14 protein-coding genes are annotated in these 19,646 nt (G+C 62.1%); 6 read left to right on the top strand and 8 right to left on the bottom strand.

All coding sequences use genetic code 11. The annotated features are described in order from the left end of the window. The 3 genes from UCMB321_RS03250 to orn all read right to left on the bottom strand — a co-directional run. A partial coding sequence (locus UCMB321_RS03250; protein WP_052451063.1) for a hypothetical protein occupies positions 1–3,448 on the bottom strand: 3,448 nt, incomplete at its 3' end. A gap of 134 nt (positions 3,449–3,582) precedes the next feature. Continuing rightward, complete coding sequence (locus UCMB321_RS03245; protein WP_209437124.1) at positions 3,583–4,197, bottom strand: trimeric intracellular cation channel family protein; 615 nt, start codon at positions 4,195–4,197, stop codon at positions 3,583–3,585. 84 nt (positions 4,198–4,281) lie between these two features. After that, entirely contained in the window at positions 4,282–4,824 is a 543-nt protein-coding gene (orn, locus tag UCMB321_RS03240) for an oligoribonuclease (RefSeq protein ID WP_040063830.1), read from the bottom strand. A 110-nt stretch (positions 4,825–4,934) separates the two neighbouring features. On the opposite strand from orn, the gene rsgA reads away from it, so the two are divergent. Continuing rightward, on the top strand, positions 4,935–5,966 hold the full coding sequence (gene rsgA / locus UCMB321_RS03235; RefSeq protein WP_040063829.1) for a small ribosomal subunit biogenesis GTPase RsgA: 1,032 nt from the start codon (positions 4,935–4,937) through the stop codon (positions 5,964–5,966). 48 nt (positions 5,967–6,014) lie between these two features. On the opposite strand, the gene motB is transcribed toward rsgA, so the two are convergent. Both motB and motA read right to left on the bottom strand, forming a co-directional pair. After that, the gene (gene motB / locus UCMB321_RS03230) at positions 6,015–7,049 is read right to left on the bottom strand and encodes a flagellar motor protein MotB (RefSeq protein WP_040063827.1); all 1,035 of its coding nucleotides are present in this window, start codon (positions 7,047–7,049) and stop codon (positions 6,015–6,017) included. A gap of 3 nt (positions 7,050–7,052) precedes the next feature. Continuing rightward, positions 7,053–7,904 (bottom strand): flagellar motor stator protein MotA, encoded by an 852-nt coding sequence (gene motA, locus UCMB321_RS03225; protein ID WP_040063826.1) that lies wholly within the window; start codon positions 7,902–7,904, stop codon positions 7,053–7,055. A gap of 209 nt (positions 7,905–8,113) precedes the next feature. Between motA and UCMB321_RS03220 the strand changes: the two genes are divergently transcribed. From UCMB321_RS03220 to UCMB321_RS03205, 4 genes are all read left to right on the top strand, one after another. Continuing rightward, positions 8,114–9,652, top strand: a complete 1,539-nt coding sequence (locus UCMB321_RS03220; protein WP_040063825.1) for an HDOD domain-containing protein — start codon at positions 8,114–8,116, stop codon at positions 9,650–9,652. Between the two features lie 42 nt (positions 9,653–9,694). After that, positions 9,695–10,510 (top strand): thiosulfate sulfurtransferase, encoded by an 816-nt coding sequence (rhdA, locus tag UCMB321_RS03215; RefSeq protein ID WP_040063823.1) that lies wholly within the window; start codon positions 9,695–9,697, stop codon positions 10,508–10,510. Between the two features lie 18 nt (positions 10,511–10,528). Then, positions 10,529–11,386, top strand: coding sequence for an archaetidylserine decarboxylase (gene asd / locus UCMB321_RS03210; protein ID WP_040063821.1), 858 nt, complete (start codon positions 10,529–10,531; stop codon positions 11,384–11,386). Positions 11,387–11,580: 194 nt separating this feature from the next. Then, positions 11,581–13,386, top strand: a complete 1,806-nt coding sequence (locus UCMB321_RS03205) for a hypothetical protein (RefSeq protein ID WP_040063820.1) — start codon at positions 11,581–11,583, stop codon at positions 13,384–13,386. Here UCMB321_RS03205 and serB read toward each other — a convergent pair. Then, positions 13,383–14,594, bottom strand: coding sequence for a phosphoserine phosphatase SerB (gene serB / locus UCMB321_RS03200; RefSeq protein ID WP_040063819.1), 1,212 nt, complete (start codon positions 14,592–14,594; stop codon positions 13,383–13,385). The two genes, UCMB321_RS03205 and serB, sit on opposite strands and share 4 nt — an antisense overlap. A 133-nt stretch (positions 14,595–14,727) precedes the next feature. On the opposite strand from serB, the gene UCMB321_RS03195 reads away from it, so the two are divergent. After that, positions 14,728–16,269 carry an AhpA/YtjB family protein gene (locus UCMB321_RS03195; protein ID WP_040063818.1) on the top strand — a complete coding sequence of 514 codons (1,542 nt, stop codon included), beginning with the start codon at positions 14,728–14,730 and terminating at the stop codon, positions 16,267–16,269. Positions 16,270–16,485: 216 nt separating this feature from the next. Here UCMB321_RS03195 and UCMB321_RS03190 read toward each other — a convergent pair whose 3' ends face one another. Then, positions 16,486–17,193 carry a PqiC family protein gene (locus UCMB321_RS03190; protein WP_209437122.1) on the bottom strand — a complete coding sequence of 236 codons (708 nt, stop codon included), beginning with the start codon at positions 17,191–17,193 and terminating at the stop codon, positions 16,486–16,488. A 177-nt stretch (positions 17,194–17,370) separates the two neighbouring features. Next, positions 17,371–19,629 carry a DNA topoisomerase IV subunit A gene (parC, locus tag UCMB321_RS03185; RefSeq protein ID WP_040063816.1) on the bottom strand — a complete coding sequence of 753 codons (2,259 nt, stop codon included), beginning with the start codon at positions 19,627–19,629 and terminating at the stop codon, positions 17,371–17,373. Positions 19,630–19,646 lie beyond the last annotated feature (17 nt).

The raw sequence follows: 19,646 nt of genomic DNA, 5'->3' as shown, positions 1-19,646 counted from the left end.
GGCCAAAATCCAGCACCTCCAGCCGCGTGCTCGGCGTCGAGGGCATCGTCACCATCAGCTTGCGCTCCCGCCCCCGGCGAGACTCCCGGCGCCGTAGGTACCAGCCCTTGTGGACCTGCTCGGTCTTTTCCTTGTCCTTGGAGTCCGCCCAGAATCTCAAGTCATCCGAGGTCAGTCCCGACGGGGACAAGGTATAGCCCCTGGGCTGCTGGCGAACGCTGGTGTTCTGGCTAACTGCCCCAATATCCTTGAGCGGGTTGGTCTGATCGTGATCGTCCGCGTCATTGATCATCGGCGTTAGCAACAGATCGATGCCCTCTTCCCGCAAGCCTGTGAACAGTTGATCCGCCGCTTGGCGCATCTGCTGCTGGGTCAAAATACCCGGCAGCGCCGAAGCGCCGAACAGGTTGCTGAAAAACAGCCCCACCTTCTCGTCCCAGCGATAGTTCTCCAGCTGGGAGAGACTGACGATGGCATTCAAGAGGATATTCACGACGGCCAGGGCCATCCCCACCAGGATCAAGGCCACTCCCACCCCGGGCACACCAATCAGGATAAATCCCGACAGGCTCACCCCAAACGAGGCCCCGTCGATCACCGTCATGGTGATATAGAGCGCCTGCTCTTCGGCAGTCTTCGCCAACCGCGCGCCTTCGACATTGCGATACAGGCTGACCGCCGTGAACAGCACATCCAGGGGCAGCAGCACCTTGTTCATCTTGAAGAACAGATGATCCAGCCTGGGCTGCCAGAGCGCTCGCGAAGCGCTGGAGGCCAGGCGCAAGGCCAGCGCCGGCCCGACATCGGAGGTGAAATCAAAGACCCCCTTGACCACCGCCAGTGAATCGCTGGTGCTGAACAGGCCCGATTTGACCGAAGAAAAATCGAGGTGAAAGGGCTGGGTCCGGAAGTCCACGAAAACCCCGAATGCCCCGAGCAAGCGACTGGAGCCGGCGGCCATGCGCGCGGTGGTCTTCAGGACGGCGGGGGACAGTTGTTTCTTCTCGAGGGCGGTCTTGGCACGGCCCAGGTTTTCCTGGGTCTCTTGCAGGTTTCTCAAGGACGCCGAGTCCTGCAGCAGCGCCTTCTTGCGTTTCAGGCTGTTTTCCAGCTGATCGATGGCGGGAAGAATCCGCGGTTCCTCGCCTGATTCGAGTGCTGCTCTCAGGTCCCGCGTCGACACGCCAAACTGTTCGCTGCCCACAAGACTCTGTCGCAGGGCCGTGTCCACCACTATAGTGTTCGACTGCGGGCTCGCATCTTGAAAAGAAAGGAATATCTCCGGAGTGAATTCTACATGGGGTATATTTTTGAAAAACTCACGGGCGGCCGCATCGATATTGATGTTGGTCATCTCGAAGTAATCCCGCTTATCGAGTACAAACATCTTCTTGTAAGCAAGCTGGTAATTCGACTCGCTGCTAGGTACCGGGCTACCACACAGCCGGAAAATCACATCCGTGAAACTCCTTATCTTCAACGGACCGACAGGATCATAAGGATCAATCAGGAATTTTAATTTGGTGGTCGTATAGAGATTATAGCCGCCCACGAAATCACGTCGTTCCCTGGCCACCTTCAAACTCACCAGAAACTCTACTACTTTTCTGATTGTCTTGATTTCACCGACGGGCAATAGCTGTGATGCCTCCGCTATAGAGGCGACCGCGACCAATGAGCGAATCGCGTCAACGGACTCGGGAAAATGTTCGCGGATGAGCCGGGTATACTCATCAACACCGCGCTGCCGAGTATTAAAAAACTCAGTTACAACACCCCTGAAATACCTGAGCGATACGGTTTCCAACTCAGCACCCGCGACGGGAGATATCCGACTCACCTTGAGAACATTGGTACTCCTCAAGTACTCCACGAATGAAGGGTTGCTCAAATTAAGCTCATGGCCCGGCCATTCAAAATGCTCCCTGACCGCCAACTGAATATAGGGGTAGGTACTGATGAGAAACCTGAACGCCTTGAGAACATGGCCCGGCAAAACGAGATGATGCTCTTGCCAGCGGCTCGACAGATGCCCGAGTGTAGGGTCGACGGTTAAGGCAAGAGATGCCGTGGGACTACTGACGACAAGCACATTGGGGATCTTATCTGCTTCAAAATGAGGCAGCGCTTTCTCCAGAAGAAGAAGCGTGATGTGGGTGGCCAGCACTTGAGAAATATGACAAGACTGAAAATTGACAACCTTTAATTTCTTGAACCCCGCCTCGGTATAGGTCGCGAGCAAATTACTGTATAGCCAATTCGCTACCTTTTCTGCGTGTCCGAGAACACGCCCCTCTATATCGATGCCATGCCCTACAACATTGACAGTCCCATCAAAAGGTACGCCCGTCACGGCGGAAGAAGCGTACCCGATCACCAGGTGGTTATTGCTTAGCGTATAATCCGCGCCCAAAGCAAAATAAACGCGACCGCCAGGAGTGATTAGATTATCCAGGGTTCTTTCTCTAAAAATAGCAAACTCCTCGTGGATACTGAGCAGCATCCGCCGCCACTCAACAGAGTCTACGTTGGGGAGAGAAAGAAGGGTTTGGGCCAGATTATGCTCTCTCAATGCAATTAACTGGTGAAGGCCGGTAAAGTAACCGATGGGCATTGAGCGAAGATTGAGGGCAGACAGGAAACTTATAAAGTCTTGTCGTGTTTTGATGCGTCCTTTCCATCGTTTATAGTACGTGGAAAGCAACTGCATGGTCCTACGGTTGGCAACATTTTGCAGCGCGATGACCTGATAGAGCCTGATATCGGCAACGTCATCCCCCACCAGCAGATTCAACGAGTGTTCGACGGCTCGTTTACGCCGATTGTTTTTCGTAGCGGAGACCACGGCATTCGTCAGGACCACCCCTCGAAATACCCTCATCCTTGCCTGTGCGACACCCACCTGACAAAGAGAAAGGAGCCCATGCAAAAATTCAAGCTCTTCTTTTTTTCCCCTGAAATTCCCGCCCTCCAGACTGGCCTGGTTCGTAAAGTCCTGGGTCAGCACGAAGTTGATCCGATGTTCTTCGGCGCCGGGCGTCTTCAGCAACTGCGATTTAAGGACTGTATACGCCTCCCTTGATTCTTCACTCATCGCTTTCCAAAGAGAAAAGTCCGGCATTTCCTTCAGAAAATCGAATACAAAATCATCTCGAAAACAAGGATAAAGAATGCGTTGCTCATTCGCTCCCTGCGTATAAATCCGACCCAGGACATAGGCATTTTCGCCCAGGGCGGCGTAGATCTCCTTACCCTTCAGATAAAGCCCCGGCAAGGAAACATCATATTTTTTCAACGTGCGCCGAACCGCTTCCAGGCAGGTCAGGCTGTCTTTGTTCAATCCACCACCCGCGACCTCATAGTGGTTCACGCCATAGTCGAACAGTAGTTTTCCGCCCTGCACAAGGGGGCGCGAAGGGAGGCTGCCAGGGGGAAAAGACTCTAACATCGCAATATCCTTATTACTCCTTATGAGTCACAAGGCTACGCGCAGTCCTTTTCAAAAGAAAAACGGAATTTGTTGATCAGACACTACCCGAACGAATCAATAATGAGGCTTAAAGAAGTAGATATATACGCCCACTAGGCTTCGTCATTATAAACAAACTTCGGCATTTCCCAGTGAAAACGAATCGCCAGAAGACGCAGTAGAAAACCACCGAACAGCGTGATCAAAATCGCCTGTTCATTAGGCAGCTGCCAATAAGTACAACCCAGGAAACACCAGGCCGCCGCAAAAGAGACACTGGCATAGAGTTCGCGACGGAAGACCAACGGAATATCGTTGCAGAAGATATCTCGCAGCACCCCGCCAAACACCCCGGTGATCACCCCGCTGACCGAGGCCACCATCAGGCCCTGGCCCATTTCCAGGGCCGTCATGCAGCCGATCAGGGTAAAGGCCACCAGGCCCAGGGCATCGAGCACCAGGAACAGTGAGCGCAGGTGGCGCATCAACGGGGCGATGAACACCGTCACCATTGCAGCGATCGAGGTCAGCACCAGGTATTCCGGGTGCTTGACCCAGGTCAGCGGGTAATGCCCCAGCAGCACGTCACGCACCGAGCCACCGCCGAGTGCGGTGACACAGGCGATCAGCACCACGCCAAACCAGTCCATGCCGCGCCGTCCGGCCGACAGGGCGCCGGTCATGGCTTCAGCGGTAATGGCGACGAGGTAGAGCATCAGCAACATGATGGCGATCCGGGCAGGAGAAGGCGCGCAGTCTACTGATTTGCGCCGCGCCCCAAAAGAGCGCAGCGCAGTCATCACCGGTGCTGATCAGAACTTGATGAAATGCTCGCGGTAGTGCCGCAACTCGGCGATCGACTCGCGAATATCGTCCAGCGCCAGGTGCGTGCTGCCCTTCTGGAAGCTGTCACGCACTTCCGGCGCCCAGCGGGCGGCCAGCTCCTTCAAGGTGGACACATCCAGGTTGCGGTAGTGGAAATAGCTTTCCAGTGCCTTCATATGGCGGGCGAGAAAGCGCCGGTCCTGGCAGATGCTGTTGCCGCAGATCGGCGACTTGCCCTTGGGCACCCACTGCTCCAGGAAGGCGATGGTCCGTGCCTCGGCCTCGGCCATGTCGATGCGGCTCTCGCGCACGCGCTGGGTCAGCCCCGAACCGCCATGCTGGCGGGTGTTCCACTCATCCATGCCGGCCAGGATCTCATCGCTGTGATGGATCGCGATCACCGGACCTTCAGCCAGGGTATTGAGGTTGCTGTCAGTGACGATAGTCGCCATTTCGATGATGACGTCGGTGTCCGGGTTCAGCCCGGTCATCTCCAGGTCGATCCAGATCAGGTTCTGTGGGTTTTGCATGGGTTGGCTCCTCGGCGTAGCCGCACAGTTTAGCGCAGGCCGCGCTTGCCGGGCGTGCTAAACTCGCGACCGCTCGACCCCTACCGCCGATTCAACGACACGGAACACCCATGGCCAAACGCCAGCTCAACCGCCGCCAGAACTGGCGCATCGAAAAGATCCAGGGCGAACGCGCCGCACGCGCCGCCAAACGCGAATCCCAGGCCGTGGAAGCGCTGGAAGGCGGCGACCTGGGACCCGAGCAGACGGGCCTGGTGATCGCGCACTTCGGGGTGCAGGTCGAAGTCGAGGCGCTGGAGGGCGAGCTCAAGGGCCAGGTGTTCCGCTGCCACCTGCGGGCCAACCTGCCGGCACTGGTGACCGGCGACCAGGTGGTCTGGCGTGCCGGCAACCAGGGTATCGGCGTGATCGTCGCGCAACTGCCGCGCACCACCGAACTGAAGCGCCCGGACAGCCGCGGCCAGCTCAAGCCGGTGGCCGCCAACGTCGACATGATCGTGATCGTCTTCGCGCCACTGCCCGAACCCCATGCCAACCTGATCGACCGCTACCTGGTGGCTGCCGAGCACGCCGGCATCCGGCCGTTGCTGCTACTGAACAAATTCGACCTGATCGACGAGCACAACGCCCCGGCCCTGAATGCCCTGCTGGCGGTCTATCGGCAGTTGGGCTATCCGCTGCTGGAAGTGTCGGCCCATCACGGCAATGGCATGGAACAGTTGCAGCAACAGCTGGACGGGCGCATCAGCGTGTTCGTCGGCCAGTCCGGGGTCGGCAAGTCCTCGCTGGTCAACAGCCTGCTGCCCGAGGTGGACACCCGCGTCGGCCCGCTCTCCGAGCTGTCCGGCCAGGGCACCCACACCACCACCACCGCGCGGCTGTTCCACTTCCCCGGCGGCGGTGAACTGATCGACTCCCCGGGGATTCGCGAATTCGGCCTGGGCCATGTGAGCCGTGCCGATGTCGAAGCCGGCTTCATCGAATTCAACGACCTGATCGGCACCTGCCGCTTCCGCGACTGCAAGCACGACCGCGAACCCGGCTGCGCCCTGCTCAAGGCCCTGGAAGACGGCCGCGTACAGCAGCAGCGGATGAACAGCTACCGCTCGATCATCGCCAGCCTGCCGCAAGACAGCTACTGAGGCGAGTGAAACAACAAGGCCGCGATCATCGCGGCCTTGTTGTCTGGCTTACGAGCCCGTCTTGGGCTTGCCCGGCTCATCCATCTTCAATACGCCATCCTCGAAGATGTTCAAGCGTTGCCGCAGCTCATGGGCCGGCAGCGGCTGCTGGTCCGCCGGCAGTGCGTTCGGGTCCGCCGGTACCTCGCCCGGAGCACCTTGCCCCGAGCTTGGCGCAGGCGTGGCATCATCCGCGCCCTGCTCGCCTTCGATGGCCTTCTGGGCCTTCTTGGTCAGCACCACGATATCGATGCGCCGGTTGACCGGATTGAACGGATTGGCCTTGTCGAACAGCGACGACGAGGCATAACCCACCACCCGCGCCACTTGCTTGTCCGGATAACTGCCGGCCACCAGGGCCCGACGGGCGGCGTTGGCGCGGTTGGCCGACAACTCCCAGTTACCGAAGTCGCCCGTGCCGGCGTAGGGTTTGGCATCGGTGTGACCGCTGATGCTGATCTTGTTCGGCACCGCCTTGATGGTGTCGGCCATGGCCAGCAGGATGTCTTCGAAGTAAGGCTTCAGACGCGCACTACCGGAGTCGAACATCGGCCGGTTTTCCGCGTCCGTGATCTGGATCCGCAGGCCATCCGGGGTGATCTCGAACTGGATCTGGTCCTTGAATTTCTGCAGTTCCGGGCTCTCGTCGACCTTTTTCTGCAATTCCTGCAGCAGCAGTTCCAGGCGCTCTTTCTCCACCTGCTCGGCCATGCTCTCGACCTGATCGGTGTCGACCGTGACCTTGTCCGGCTGCGGCTGGGACTTGACCTCCGGGTTGAGGGTCTTGTCCGGCGCCAGCACCGGCGAGCCGCCCAGGTCGATAATGTAGGGCGTACCGCTCTCGGAGAAACCGATCGGGTCCTTGAAATAACCAGCGATGGCGATCTTCTGTTCAGGGGTGGCGGTGGACAGCAGCCACAGCACCAGGAAGAACGCCATCATCGCCGTCGCGAAGTCGGCGAAGGCGATTTTCCAGGCGCCGCCGTGATGCCCGCCGGCAAAGCGCTTGACGCGCTTGATAATGATCGGCTGATTGTTTTCCATGACTCAGCGACCGCGAACCGCTTGTTCCAGCTCGGCGAAGCTGGGACGGTGCTTCGGATACAGGACCTTGCGCCCGAACTCCACCGCCAGCGAAGGCGGCATGCCGGAGGCCGAGGCTACCAGGGAAGCCTTGATCGCTTCATAGGTGTTCAGCTCTTCCTTGGCATCGTGGTTGAGGGACGTCGCCAACGGGCCGAAGAAGCCGTAGGCGGCGAGAATACCGAAGAAGGTCCCCACCAGCGCCGCACCCACGTGCAGGCCGATGGACTTCTGGTCGCCTTCGCCCAGGGAGGCCATGGTCACCACGATCCCCAGTACCGCCGCGACGATACCGAAGCCGGGCATGGCGTCGGCGATACCGGTCACGGCATGGGCCGGATGCTCCAGTTCTTCCTTCATGGAGAACAGTTCCATGTCGAACAACCCTTCCAGCTCATGGGGTGCCATGTTGCCGGAGGACATGATGCGCAGGTAATCGCAGATATAGGCGGTCATGCGATCGTCCTTGAGCACGGCCGGGTACTTGGCGAAGATCGGGCTGGCGGCGGCGTCTTCGATATCCCCTTCGATCGCCATCATGCCTTCACGACGGCTCTTGTTGAGGATCTCGTAGATCAACCCCAGCACCTCGAGGTAAAAGGTGTGGCTGAAGCGCGAACCGAACATGCCCAGGGATTTCTTGACCACGTGCATGGTCATGTGGCCCGGGTTGGCCTGGAGGAACGCACCGAAGGCCGCACCACCGATGATCATCACCTCGAAGGGCTGGATCAGGGCGGCAATCTTGCCATGGGAAAGCACGTACCCGCCGAGCACGCTCGCGAATACGACAATGATGCCGATAATTTTAGCCATAGGTAGAGAGCACTTACTGAGTCGGGTTCAAGGTCATATTCGGAAGTTAATAAATCTCTTCTTCTACTTATCGGCAAAACTGCGCCAGACTATAGTCAGTTCAGGTGAAAAGCCAGTAAACCGGCCACGCGCCGCCTTGCCGGGCCGATTGCGCAGCGCCTACCCAGCCCTTACGGGCCCGTCAATTGTGATGATGATCGCGTCCGAATATGGCTAACGAAACGACTGTCTCCACGCAAAAACCGAACACGCTGCAGGGTTGGATCAAGCTGCTGCAAGCCGTGCGTTTGCCCGTCCCCCAGGACAGTCACGACCGTGTCTGCCGCGCTATCCGCGACAGCCGCAGCTCACTGCGCGATATCGCCGAGTTCATGCAGGACAGCCCGGCCCTGGCGCTGAGCGTCATCCGCGAAGCCAACCAGCACACCCATGGCAGCATGACCGAGCCGGCGGAAAACCTTGAGGTGGCCATCAATCGCCTAGGCTTGAAGCGCACCGAGGAACTGCTGGCGCGCCTGCCGGCCCGGGCTCCGGAAGAAATCCCCGTGGTCCTGCGCCAGCTCCAGTTGATCAGCCAGCACGCCAGCCAGCAGGCCAACGGCCTGTTCGCCGCCCGCCTGGCGCGGCTCTGGCAGGACATCCACTGGGGCAGCCTATTGTTTCTCTCGCCCCTCTGGCCGCTGGCCGTGACTCACCCGAAACTGCTCGAAGACTGGGAACTGCGGGTGATTCACCGGAATGAGTCGGCGTCGGCCGTCGAGCGGGAACTGTTCGGCGTGCGCCTGCTGGACCTGTGCCAGGCACTGGCCGATATCTGGCGCCTGCCGAACTGGGTCACCCAGGGCTATCAACTGGTGAAAACCGAATTGCGCATGCTGGCCCGGGTGCTGCACATTGCCCGCGACAGCGAGGACCGCCTGCACCAGCAACAGCAGCTCGACGACGATCCGGAACTACGCCGCTGGTTCAACCAACCCGCCAATACGGTGCTGCTGGCCAACGGCCTGGCCCTCTCGGCGCAACAGGCCTGGGACAGTCCGCACCACCTGCGCTGGCAGTACCTGACCAGCCTGTACCTGCAACAGTCCATGGACGAGTTGCAGCAGCAACTGCACCAGCAGGCGGCGCAGAGCGCCAACCAGCACAGCATGGCGGACCTCTGGCACCCGGCCGAAGCGCTGGTCTGGCGCGGCAGCATGCGGCGCATCCACAGCGACCTGCTACCGGCGGCCGACCCTTCGCCCGCCGCCCTGGCGATCTGGCGCAAACACTGCGCCGAACTGCTGGCCGAACCCAGCCGGTTCACCAACGCCATGCACCTGACCGGTGTCGCCCGCGACGCGTTGAACGCCTGCGGCCTGCGCCGGATCATGATCCTGATGGCCGATCGCACCCAGAGCACCTTGCGGGTGCACCAGATCGCCGGGCTGGAGAAAGAGTCGGCCGGCCTGGTACTGAAGGTCAGCCCGAGTCCGGTCCTGCAACGGCTGCTGAGCCAGCCGGCGCAGATTCGCCTGACCCCGACCAACAACGCCCAGTTCTCGGCCCTGCTGCCCACCAACCTGCGGGCACAGTTCCGCGGCACTCACCTGCTGCTGCGCTCCCTGGGCTGCAATGGCCGGGTGGTCATGCTGGTGCTGGCCGACCAGGGCGGTGGCCCGTTCTCGGAAATGACCGTGCAGGCCTTCGGCAAAACCGCACAGTGCATCGAGAAGGCGCTGCACGCCTTTACCAACCGCGGCGCATGACGCTGCGCTACAATCGCCCCTTTTGCGCCCTGGAGACCTCACATGCCTGACTTCTCTGGCTTGCCGTTGGTGATCGAGCCCAGCGACCTGCTGCCCCGTCTCGACGCCGCCGAACTGATCCTGGTGGACCTGACCAGCAGCGCCCGCTACGCCAGCGGGCATATTCCCGGTGCCCGCTTCGTCGATCCCAAGCGCACCCAACTGGGCCTGCCGCCAGCACCCGGGTTGATGCCGCCGAAGGACCTGCTCGAGGCACTGTTCGGCGAACTGGGCCACAACCCGAACGCGGTCTACGTGGTTTACGACGACGAAGGCGGCGGCTGGGCCGGACGCTTCATCTGGCTGCTGGACGTCATCGGCCACGGCCGTTACCACTACCTGGACGGCGGCCTGCACGCCTGGCTGGGCGAAGGCCTGCCGGTCTCCTGCGACACCCCCGCCGCTGTCGGCGGCCCCGTGGCGCTGACCCTGCACGACGAACCCACCGCGACCCGCGAGTACCTGCAAAGCCGCCTCGGGGCCGCCGACCTGGCCATCTGGGACGCCCGCGGCCCGCTGGAGTACAGCGGCGAGAAAGTCCTGGCCGCCAAGGCCGGGCACATCCCCGGCGCGGTGAATTTCGAATGGACCGCCGGCATGGACAAGGAGCGCCAGCTGCGCATCCGCCGCGACATGCCGCAGATCCTCGCCGACCTGGGCATCACCCCGGACAAGGAAGTGATCACCCACTGCCAGACCCATCATCGTTCTGGCTTTACCTATCTGGTCGCCAAGGCGCTCGGTTACCCGCGCGTCAAAGGTTATGCCGGCTCCTGGGGCGAATGGGGCAACCACCCCGACACCCCCGTAGAGATTTGAGATTTCCAAGGATCCTTGATGAAAAAGCGTTTGTTCATCCTCAGCCAGTACCTGCTGCCCCACCACCTGCTGTCGCGCCTGGCCGGCTGTATTGCCGAATGCCGCGTGCGCTGGTTCAAGAACGCCTTTACCGCCTGGTTCGCCAAGCGCTACCAGGTGGACATGTCCCAGGCACTGGTCGAGGACCTGACCGCCTACGAACATTTCAATGCCTTCTTCACCCGCGCCTTGAAAGAAGGTGCCCGGCCACTGGATGAAACCCCGGGGGCGATCCTCAGCCCGGCGGACGGCGCGGTCAGCCAACTCGGCCCGATCGAACACGGCCGGGTCTTCCAGGCCAAGGGCCACAGCTTCAGCGTGCTGGAACTGCTCGGCGGCGACGCGGCCGTCGCCGCACCATTCATGGGCGGCGACTTCGCCACCATCTACCTGTCGCCCAAGGACTACCACCGGGTCCACATGCCCCTGGCCGGCACCCTGCGGGAAATGGTCTACGTGCCAGGGCGCATTTTCTCGGTCAACCAGACCACCGCCGAAAACGTGCCGGAGCTGTTCGCCCGCAACGAGCGTGTCGTCTGCCTGTTCGATACCGAGCGCGGGCCGATGGCCGTGGTCCTGGTGGGCGCGATGATCGTGGCCTCGATCGAGACCGTCTGGGCCGGACTGGTCACACCGCCCAAGCGCGAACTGAAAACCGTGCGCTACGACGAAGCCGCCCGCCAGCCCATCCATCTGGAAAAAGGCGCGGAACTGGGCCGTTTCAAGCTAGGCTCCACCGCCATCGTGCTGTTCGGGCCACAGCAGGTACAATGGGCCGAAGGGCTGGTGGCGGGCTCGCCCGTGCGCATGGGCCAAGGCCTGGCCTCCCCAACCTGATATGCACTAGGCTTGAAAGGCTCGCGGGTCATTCTCGCGGGCCTGGACAGGGACAACAGGGCGCAACCGGATTCGACCGGCAGGCTGCAGAGGCCCCATAATCCCGCCAAGCGATGGCATTATATTGATATCATTTTAGTCATCCTGGCCGGTCGACGGCCCAGGTCGTTTCGCTGCAGGAGCTGGACCGCTACATGAGCAATCCGAGTCCCCATCTGTTGTTGCGCGCACCGACGCCTACGCAGTTGAGCTTGTCTTTCTGCGATGCGACACCACGCGACCTCAAGCGCTGGATCGCCGGCCTGCCGAAAGCCAACCTCGGGGAAACCGCTCGCCTGCTGTATCAGGGCCTGGGCGAACTCAACCTGCTGCGCACCCCCAGCGAAAACCGCCTGCAACTGCTGGAACTGCTGCGCCCCGAGGTGTACTACGTCTGCAAGCACCTGGAACGGCATTTTCTCAACCAGTCGATCGTCCTCGACGAACGCCCGAGAAAAGTCGCCAACCTCTGCCAGGCCCTGCAAAACCACCTGGCCATCGGCTACAAACAGATCGCCATGCGCGTGGCCTCTCGGGGTGGCAAGGACCGCACAACCCTGCTGACCACCGCCATACAACGGGCCTTGCACTGCCTCAACGGGCCCCTGGTGCGTGCCAGCCAACTCTATTGTCCGGTGCCGGAAAGCCTCTGGTTCGAGGTGCACCAGCTCTATCAACTGGCCCTTGCCCATCAGATCCACAACCACCCGGTGTTCGACGAACAGGCCAGCCAGGCACGGCCGCTGAGCGTCGAACAAACCTACATTGTCGCGCTACTGCTGGGTTGCGCACGCAGCAACCAGATGCGCCAGAATCACATTGCCCGGCTGGCCGAGGTCCTCGAACCCTGGAGTGCGCTGGTCAGGCTGCAAGGCGCCGAGCAGGCTTCGAGCCTGTTCGCCGTCGCGCCCGGCAGCGACACCCCGCCGCGCTACACGTCGTTGTTCGCCGCCGAGCAACTGCCGGCCCTGATCGGGATTGATACCCTGGCCCTGGTCGATGCCATCAAGGAATACCTCGAACTGCCCGCCGACCTGCGCAGCCAGTCGCGCCTGCAAGTGCCCAACGGCTTGAGCCTCGACGTGCTGCAGCACCTGAGCGCCGCCTGGGGCGAAGCCGCCGAGCGCACCTTCCAGCGCACGCCGGGCCAGGGCAACCTGACCTTGTGTGTCGGCATGAGCGCACTGCACTTCTACCTGGGCGGCCAGCGCTCCTTCAGCGATATCCTCAAGATCCCGACGGCCAGCAAGGCCGCGCAATTCGCGGTGCAGTTGTCCAACAGCGCAGAGAAGGATGCCTGGAGCCACGCCTTCGACGCCCAGCGCGCCGGCAGCGCCGACACCTTGCTGCCCTACGAGGAAATCCAGTATCACGTCAGTGATGCCGACAGCAGTCAGGCGGCCTTCAATAGTGCCGAAGACTTCCCGACCCATGGCCTGCAGATCATCAACCACAGCCCCGGCGGTTACTGCCTGGCCTGGCCCAGGGAGGTGCCCGCCCAGTTGCAGGCCGGCGAAATGGTCGGGGTTCAGGATCCTTCAAGCCAGGGCTGGAGCGTGGCCGTGGTGCGCTGGATACGCCAGGTGCGCAGCGGCGGCACGCAGATGGGCATCGAACTGGTGGCCCCGCATGCCCAGCCTTGCGGCCTGCAACTGGTGCGCGGCGGCGAAGGCAACAGCCAGTACCTGCGGGCACTGCTGTTGCCGGAGATCAGTGCCATCGGCGTACCCGCCACGCTGCTGGCGCCGCGCTTGCCGTTCCAGGAAGGGCACAAAGTCCTCATCAACAGCAACGGTGAAGAGCGCCGCGCCGGGCTGAGCAAGCGCCTGGCCAGCACCGGCAGCTTCAATCAGTTCGAATACCGCCTGTTCGAACAGCCGGTGACGCCAAAGACCGATCCGAGTGCCGGCGGCCTTGGCGTTGCCGAAGACGATTTCGGCTCGCTGTGGAAGATCCTCTAGGGTCTTCCGTCCCCATCACGCACACCCAGCAGATACAGCACCCCATCCAGCCCCAAGGTCGAAATCGCCTGCTTGGCCGAGTGCCTGACCAACGGCTTGGCCCGGAACGCCACGCCCAGTCCGGCAATCGCCAGCATCGGCAGGTCATTGGCGCCGTCGCCCACCGCGATGGTCTGCTCCAGGCTCAGGCCTTCCTTGTGGGCCAGCTCACGCAGCAGGTCGGCCTTGCGTTGGGCATCGACAATCGGCTCGACGGCCACGCCGGTGCACTTGCCATCCACCACTTCCAATTCGTTGGCGAAGACATAATCGATACCCAATTTCGCCTGCAATTGCTTGGCGAAGTAGGTGAAGCCGCCCGACAGGATCGCGGTCTTGTAGCCCAGGCGCTTCAGCTCGGCGAACAACACTTCGGCGCCCTCGGTCAGGCGCAGCGAAGCGCCGATGGCATCCAGCACATTGACGTCCAGGCCCTTGAGCAACGCCAGGCGCTCCTTGAAGCTGGCGCGAAAATCCAGCTCGCCGGCCATGGCCCGCTCGGTAATGGCCGAGACCAGGTCACCGATGCCGGCGGCCTTGGCCAGTTCGTCGATGACTTCGGCCTCGATCAGGGTCGAGTCCATGTCGAACGCCGCCAGGCGGCGGTGGCGACGAAACAGCGAGTCTTCCTGGAGCGCGATATCGGCATTCAGCTCTTCGGCCGCGTTGAGGAACTCCCGACGCAAGGCCTGCGGATCGGCCAGTTCGCCACGCACGGAGAGCTCGAAGCAGCTCTTGCTCCGGGCCGACGGTGTGTCCGGCGCGTGCGCCGACAGACGGTCGATCTGCACCACCTCCAGACCGTGCCGCGCGGTGATCGAGGTCACCCTTTGCAACTGCTCGGCAGTGACATGGCGACTCATCAGGGTCACGACATGACGCTTCTGGCCCGGGCTCGCCATCCAGTCCTGGCACTCGGCCTCGGAAAGCTGGGTGAAACGCACCTGCTGCTCCCGTCCCGAGATGCTGGCCTCAATGTCCTTGAGCGACGACGAAGACTGCGCTGCATTGGCAAATTCGACCAGAATGCCGAATGCCAGGCTGCCGTGGATAACCGCCTGGCGGATATCGAGAATGTGCACAGCAGCTTGTGCCAGCACGCCAGTAATGGCTGCGGTCAGACCCGGACGGTCCTCTCCACTGATGCTGATCAGGACGATTTCGCGCAAAGCGCACCCCCGCTCGTTAAAAAAAACGCATTCTACCCACTTTCACTGACCATCGGGCACAGCCAGCGCTTTGCCGGTCTAGGGCCTCTCGCTATACTGCGCGTCAACTTCACGGACAAAAGAGCCGCGCTCAGTGAACCGGCCCACGCCAGTCAAAACCGATAACTTCTTCCTGCTGATCTTCCGGGCATTGCGTCACCGCCGTGTACCGCTCGCATTGCGCATTGCCAGCCACAACGTGATTCTCGTCGCGCTGGCGCTGGTGATCTACGCCTGCGTGATGGGATTGCAATTCAAGGAAGCCATGCACCAGCAGGCCGACGCCGTCGGCCAGAGCCTGACCACCCAGACGGCCACTTCCGCCACGGAACTGCTGGTGTCCAACGACATCCTCAGCCTCAACGTGCTGCTGAACAACCTGACCAAGAACCCGCTGGTGGCCCACGCGGCGATCTACAGCGTGGACAACCGCATCCTCGCCGAGGCCGGCCAGCGCCCGAAAAACGGCCTGCTGGGCGAGGCCGAAGGCCTCTACCAGACCAAGATCACCTTCCAGGACGTGACCGCCGGACACCTGCGCATCAGCCTGGACATGGCGCAATTCCAGCAACCGATGACCATCAGCCTGCAAAGCATGGGCATCCTCAGCGCGATCCTGCTGGCCTTGGCGCTGGCCCTGAGCCTGCGCCTGGGCCGGCACATCTCCACGCCGCTGCTGCAACTGCGGGTCTGGCTGCGGGACATGGACGAACATACCCCGGCGACCCAGCGCCAGGATGAAATCGGCGACCTGGCGCGCCAGCTGCATTCGCGCTTCGCCCCGGTCAAACCGGAGCCCGAGCCTGAGCCGGAAATCGAGTACGACGAAGATGACGTCGAGGAAGCGGACGCCGAGCCGGCCTTCCAGGTCCGCAACCTGCGCGATCCGAGCTTCGACGAGACGGCGGCGGTGCCGACGCCCAAGCCGGCGCCCCGGCATATCGTCAGCACTGAAGAAGACGAGTCGGATGATGAAGACCCGTTCGCCGACCTGCGGGAAAGCCCACGGGCCGCGAGCGGCGCGGCAGTGAAGCCGCAGCCGGTAGCGCCGAGCCAGCCACAGCACAGCGCGGTGCTGGCGGTGCAGCTGGGTGCCCAGGACCAGTTGCGGCGCCTGCCACGCGCACGCCTGACGGAACTGCTGGACCGTTACCGCGACTGCCTGGACCAGGCCGCCTCGCTGTATGAGAGCGAGCTGCATACCCTGAACGACGGCAGCACCCTGATGCTCTTCCATACCGAAGACAGCGGTGATGACTACCTGACCAACGCCATCTGCTGTGGCGAGCTGCTCCGGGCACTGGGTCACCAGTTACAGATCGAGGTGGCCGACAGCGGCATCACCTTGCAACTGCAGCTCGGTCTGACGTTGGGCGACGAGATGTTCGGCATGAGCCAGATCGACCTGCTGTTGACCGAAACCGCCCAGGATGCCCTGGCGCTGTCGCAACACAGCCGCAACCTGCTGCTGGTGGAGCGACGGATCAGCGATGACCCGCTGATTCGCCAGCGCGCGCGCATTCGGCCGATTGCCAGCCCTGAGGGCGCCTGCTGCGTGGAACGCTTGATGGAGCCGTACCCATCGATGCTGGAGCGGCAGCTGGCGCGGATGCACGAGACCCGGGCGAAAAGCTGATCACGGTCCTTCTAACCCAACAGTGATCCCCCTGTGGGAGCCGGCTTGCCGGCGATGGCGTCCGCTGGATCGCCACATGGCTTACGGCCCTCATCGCTGGCAATCGAGCGTCGACCGGCGCTCCTACAGGGGGCGAGGCACGACGATAGTCCGGCGTACCTCCCCCAATAAAAAGCCCGCATTCGATGCGGGCTTTTTATTGGCTGGGCACTGGCCTCAGAAGCGAAACACTTCCATATCCGTGCGAATCGGCGCAGCCATCGGGATCTTCGGTTTCCCGGGCTCGGCCTGCTTGACCGGAGCCGGGGCCGGCGGCTTGCGGTTTTCAACCAGCGGCGCCTGATTGGCCAGCGGCTTGACCGCCACGCTCAGTTGCTCGGCCAGGCGCTGCAACAGTTCACCCTGGGCCTGGACCTGCGCCGCCGACGTCCCGGTGTGCTGTTGCTCCAGGTGAACGATGCGGTTATCACGCACCTGTCCACGACGGTCGAGCAGACGCCACTGCGCGTCGAGAATCGCCGGTTGCCGGGCGCCGGAATCCAGTCGGGTAATCGACAACAATACCTGTACATCCGGGGTGCTCCCGGCAATCGCCGGCGCCAGTACCACGCGCTGGCTGTCCAGGCGCCAGGCCAACTGGCGCACCAGCAGTTGATTGATGTCGGAAGACAGGCTGCCCGCCCAGCGACCGTCGGGCGCCGCCGTCAGGCTGCCATCGGGCTGACGCTGCAGCAGGGTTTCGCGTTGCAGGTAATCGGCCAGGGTGATCGGCCCGAGCACCACCGACATCCCGGCGCTTTGCTGAGGTTGGCCGGGGGTGCCGCTGTCCAACTGGTACAGGGAAACCGGCTGGTGCACGCTGCATCCCGCCAGGCCCAGCAGGCCGGTCAGCAGCGCAATAAAAGGAAGGCGCAGAACAGTCATCATCCCATCCAAGTGGCCGCCATGAAGGCCCTGCCACAGTCTGATCCAAAAATTCGTTTGGGCACGCCGCCGGGCGGCTGCCGCAAGAGGCGCATATCATCCGTGAATATGCGCCGTGACTCCAGTGCGCGCTAGCGATCTTCCTGCTAAAACGCTGAACGAACACGCTAAACCGCCTTAACTGAGACCTTCTACCAACAAGGCATCAACCCGCTGGAAGCCCCGCGGCAGCTTGTTGCCACGCCGGCCGCGCTCACCCTTGTAGTGCTCCAGGTCGTCGGCCTTGAGCGACAAGGTGCGCTTGCCCGCTTGCAGCACCAGGGTCGCGCCTTCCGGAATCACCGCCAGGTCGGTGACGTACTCCTCACGGCTGGCCACCCGCTCACCGGGAATCCCGATGATCTTGTTGCCCTTGCCCTTGCCCAGTTGCGGCAGGTCGCTGACCTTGAAGATCAGCAGCCGGCCTTCGGTGGTCACCGCCGCCAGCCAGTTCAGCTCACGGTCGGTCACCGGCCGGGGTGCCATCACCCGGGAGCCGTTAGGCAGGCTCAGCAGCGTCTTGCCGGCCTTGTTCTTGGCCTGCAGGTCTTCACCCTTGACCACGAAACCATAACCGGCGTCGGACGCGATGACATACAAGGCCTCGTCTTCCGGCAGCAGCACGCATTCGAAGTTCGCCCCCGGCGGCGGGGTCAGGCGACCGGTCAGCGGCTCGCCCTGGCCACGGGCCGAAGGCAAGGTGTGCGCCGCCACCGAATAGCTGCGCCCGGTGGAGTCGATAAACACCGCGAACTGATTGGAGCGCCCCGCGGCCGAGGTCTTGAAGCCATCACCGGCCTTGTAGGACAGCCCAGTGGCATCAATATCATGGCCCTTGGCGCAACGAACCCAACCTTTTTCCGACAGAACGACCGTTACCGGTTCGGTCGGCATCAGCTCGTTTTCCGACAAGGCCTTGGCTTCGGCGCGGGAAACGATCGGCGAACGACGGTCGTCGCCATAGGTCTGTGCATCGGCGAGCAGCTCCGTGCGCACCAACTTCTTCAGCTTGGCTTCGCTGGCCAGCAGCGCCTGCAGCTTGGCCTGCTCCTTGAGCAGTTCATCCTGCTCGGCGCGCAACTTCATCTCTTCCAGACGCGCCAACTGCCGCAGGCGGGTGTCGAGGATGTAGTCGGCCTGGATCTCGCTGAGGGCAAAACGCTCGATCAGCTTGGCCCGCGGGTGCTCCTCGGTGCGGATGATATGGATCACTTCATCCAGGTTGAGGTAGGCGATCAGCAAACCGTCCAACAGATGCAGGCGCTTCTCGACCTTGTCCAGGCGGAATTTCAGGCGGCGGCGCACGGTGTTGACGCGGAACTCCAGCCACTCCACCAGCAAGGTCCGCAGGTTTTTCAACTGCGGCTTGCCGTCCAGGCCGATGATGTTGATGTTGACCCGGTAGCTGGACTCAAGGTCGGTGGTGGCGAACAGATGCTGCATCAGTTCGTCGAGGTCGATCCGGTTGGAACGCGGGATGATCACGATACGGCACGGGTGCTCGTGGTCGGATTCATCCCGCAGGTCGGCGACCATCGGCAGTTTCTTGGCCTGCATCTGCGCGGCGATCTGCTCCAGCACCTTGGCGCCGGAGACCTGGTGCGGCAGCGCATGGACGACGATATCGCCGTCCTCGATGCGATAGACCGCGCGCATGCGCACCGAGCCACGGCCGGTTTCGTAGATTTTCAGCAGGTCGGCTTGCGGCGTGATGATTTCCGCTTCGGTCGGGTAGTCCGGCCCCGGGACGAACTTGCACAGTTCCTCGACGCTGGCCTTGGGCTCATCGAGCAGATGCACGCAGGCATTGGCGACTTCCCGCAGGTTGTGCGGCGGCACGTCGGTGGCCATGCCCACGGCGATACCGGTGGTGCCGTTGAGCAGGATATTCGGCAGGCGCGCCGGCAATACCGCCGGCTCGTCGAGGGTGCCGTCGAAGTTCGGCACCCAGTCCGCCGTGCCCTGGCCCAGTTCGGCGAGCAGCACTTCGGAATACCGCGACAGCCGCGATTCGGTGTAGCGCATGGCCGCGAAGGACTTGGGATCGTCCGGTGCGCCCCAGTTGCCCTGGCCGTCCACCAGGGTGTAGCGGTAGCTGAACGGCTGGGCCATCAGCACCATGGCTTCGTAGCAGGCGGAGTCGCCGTGGGGGTGGAACTTGCCGAGCACGTCGCCGACGGTGCGCGCGGACTTCTTGTGCTTGGCGTCGGCATCCAGCCCCAGCTCACTCATGGCGTAGACGATACGCCGCTGTACCGGCTTCAGGCCGTCGCCGATATGCGGCAGCGCACGGTCCATGATCACGTACATGGAGTAGTTGAGGTAGGCCTGTTCGGTGAAGTCAGCCAATGACCGGCGTTCTACGCCATCCAGGCTGAGATCAAGGGAGTCGCTCATGCGGGCCTCATCAGTTC

The sequence above is a fragment of the Pseudomonas batumici genome, assembly GCF_000820515.1.
Lineage (GTDB): Bacteria > Pseudomonadota > Gammaproteobacteria > Pseudomonadales > Pseudomonadaceae > Aquipseudomonas > Aquipseudomonas batumici.
Note: the sequence above shows the minus strand (reverse complement) of the source record. Positions and strands in the feature narration are given on the sequence as shown.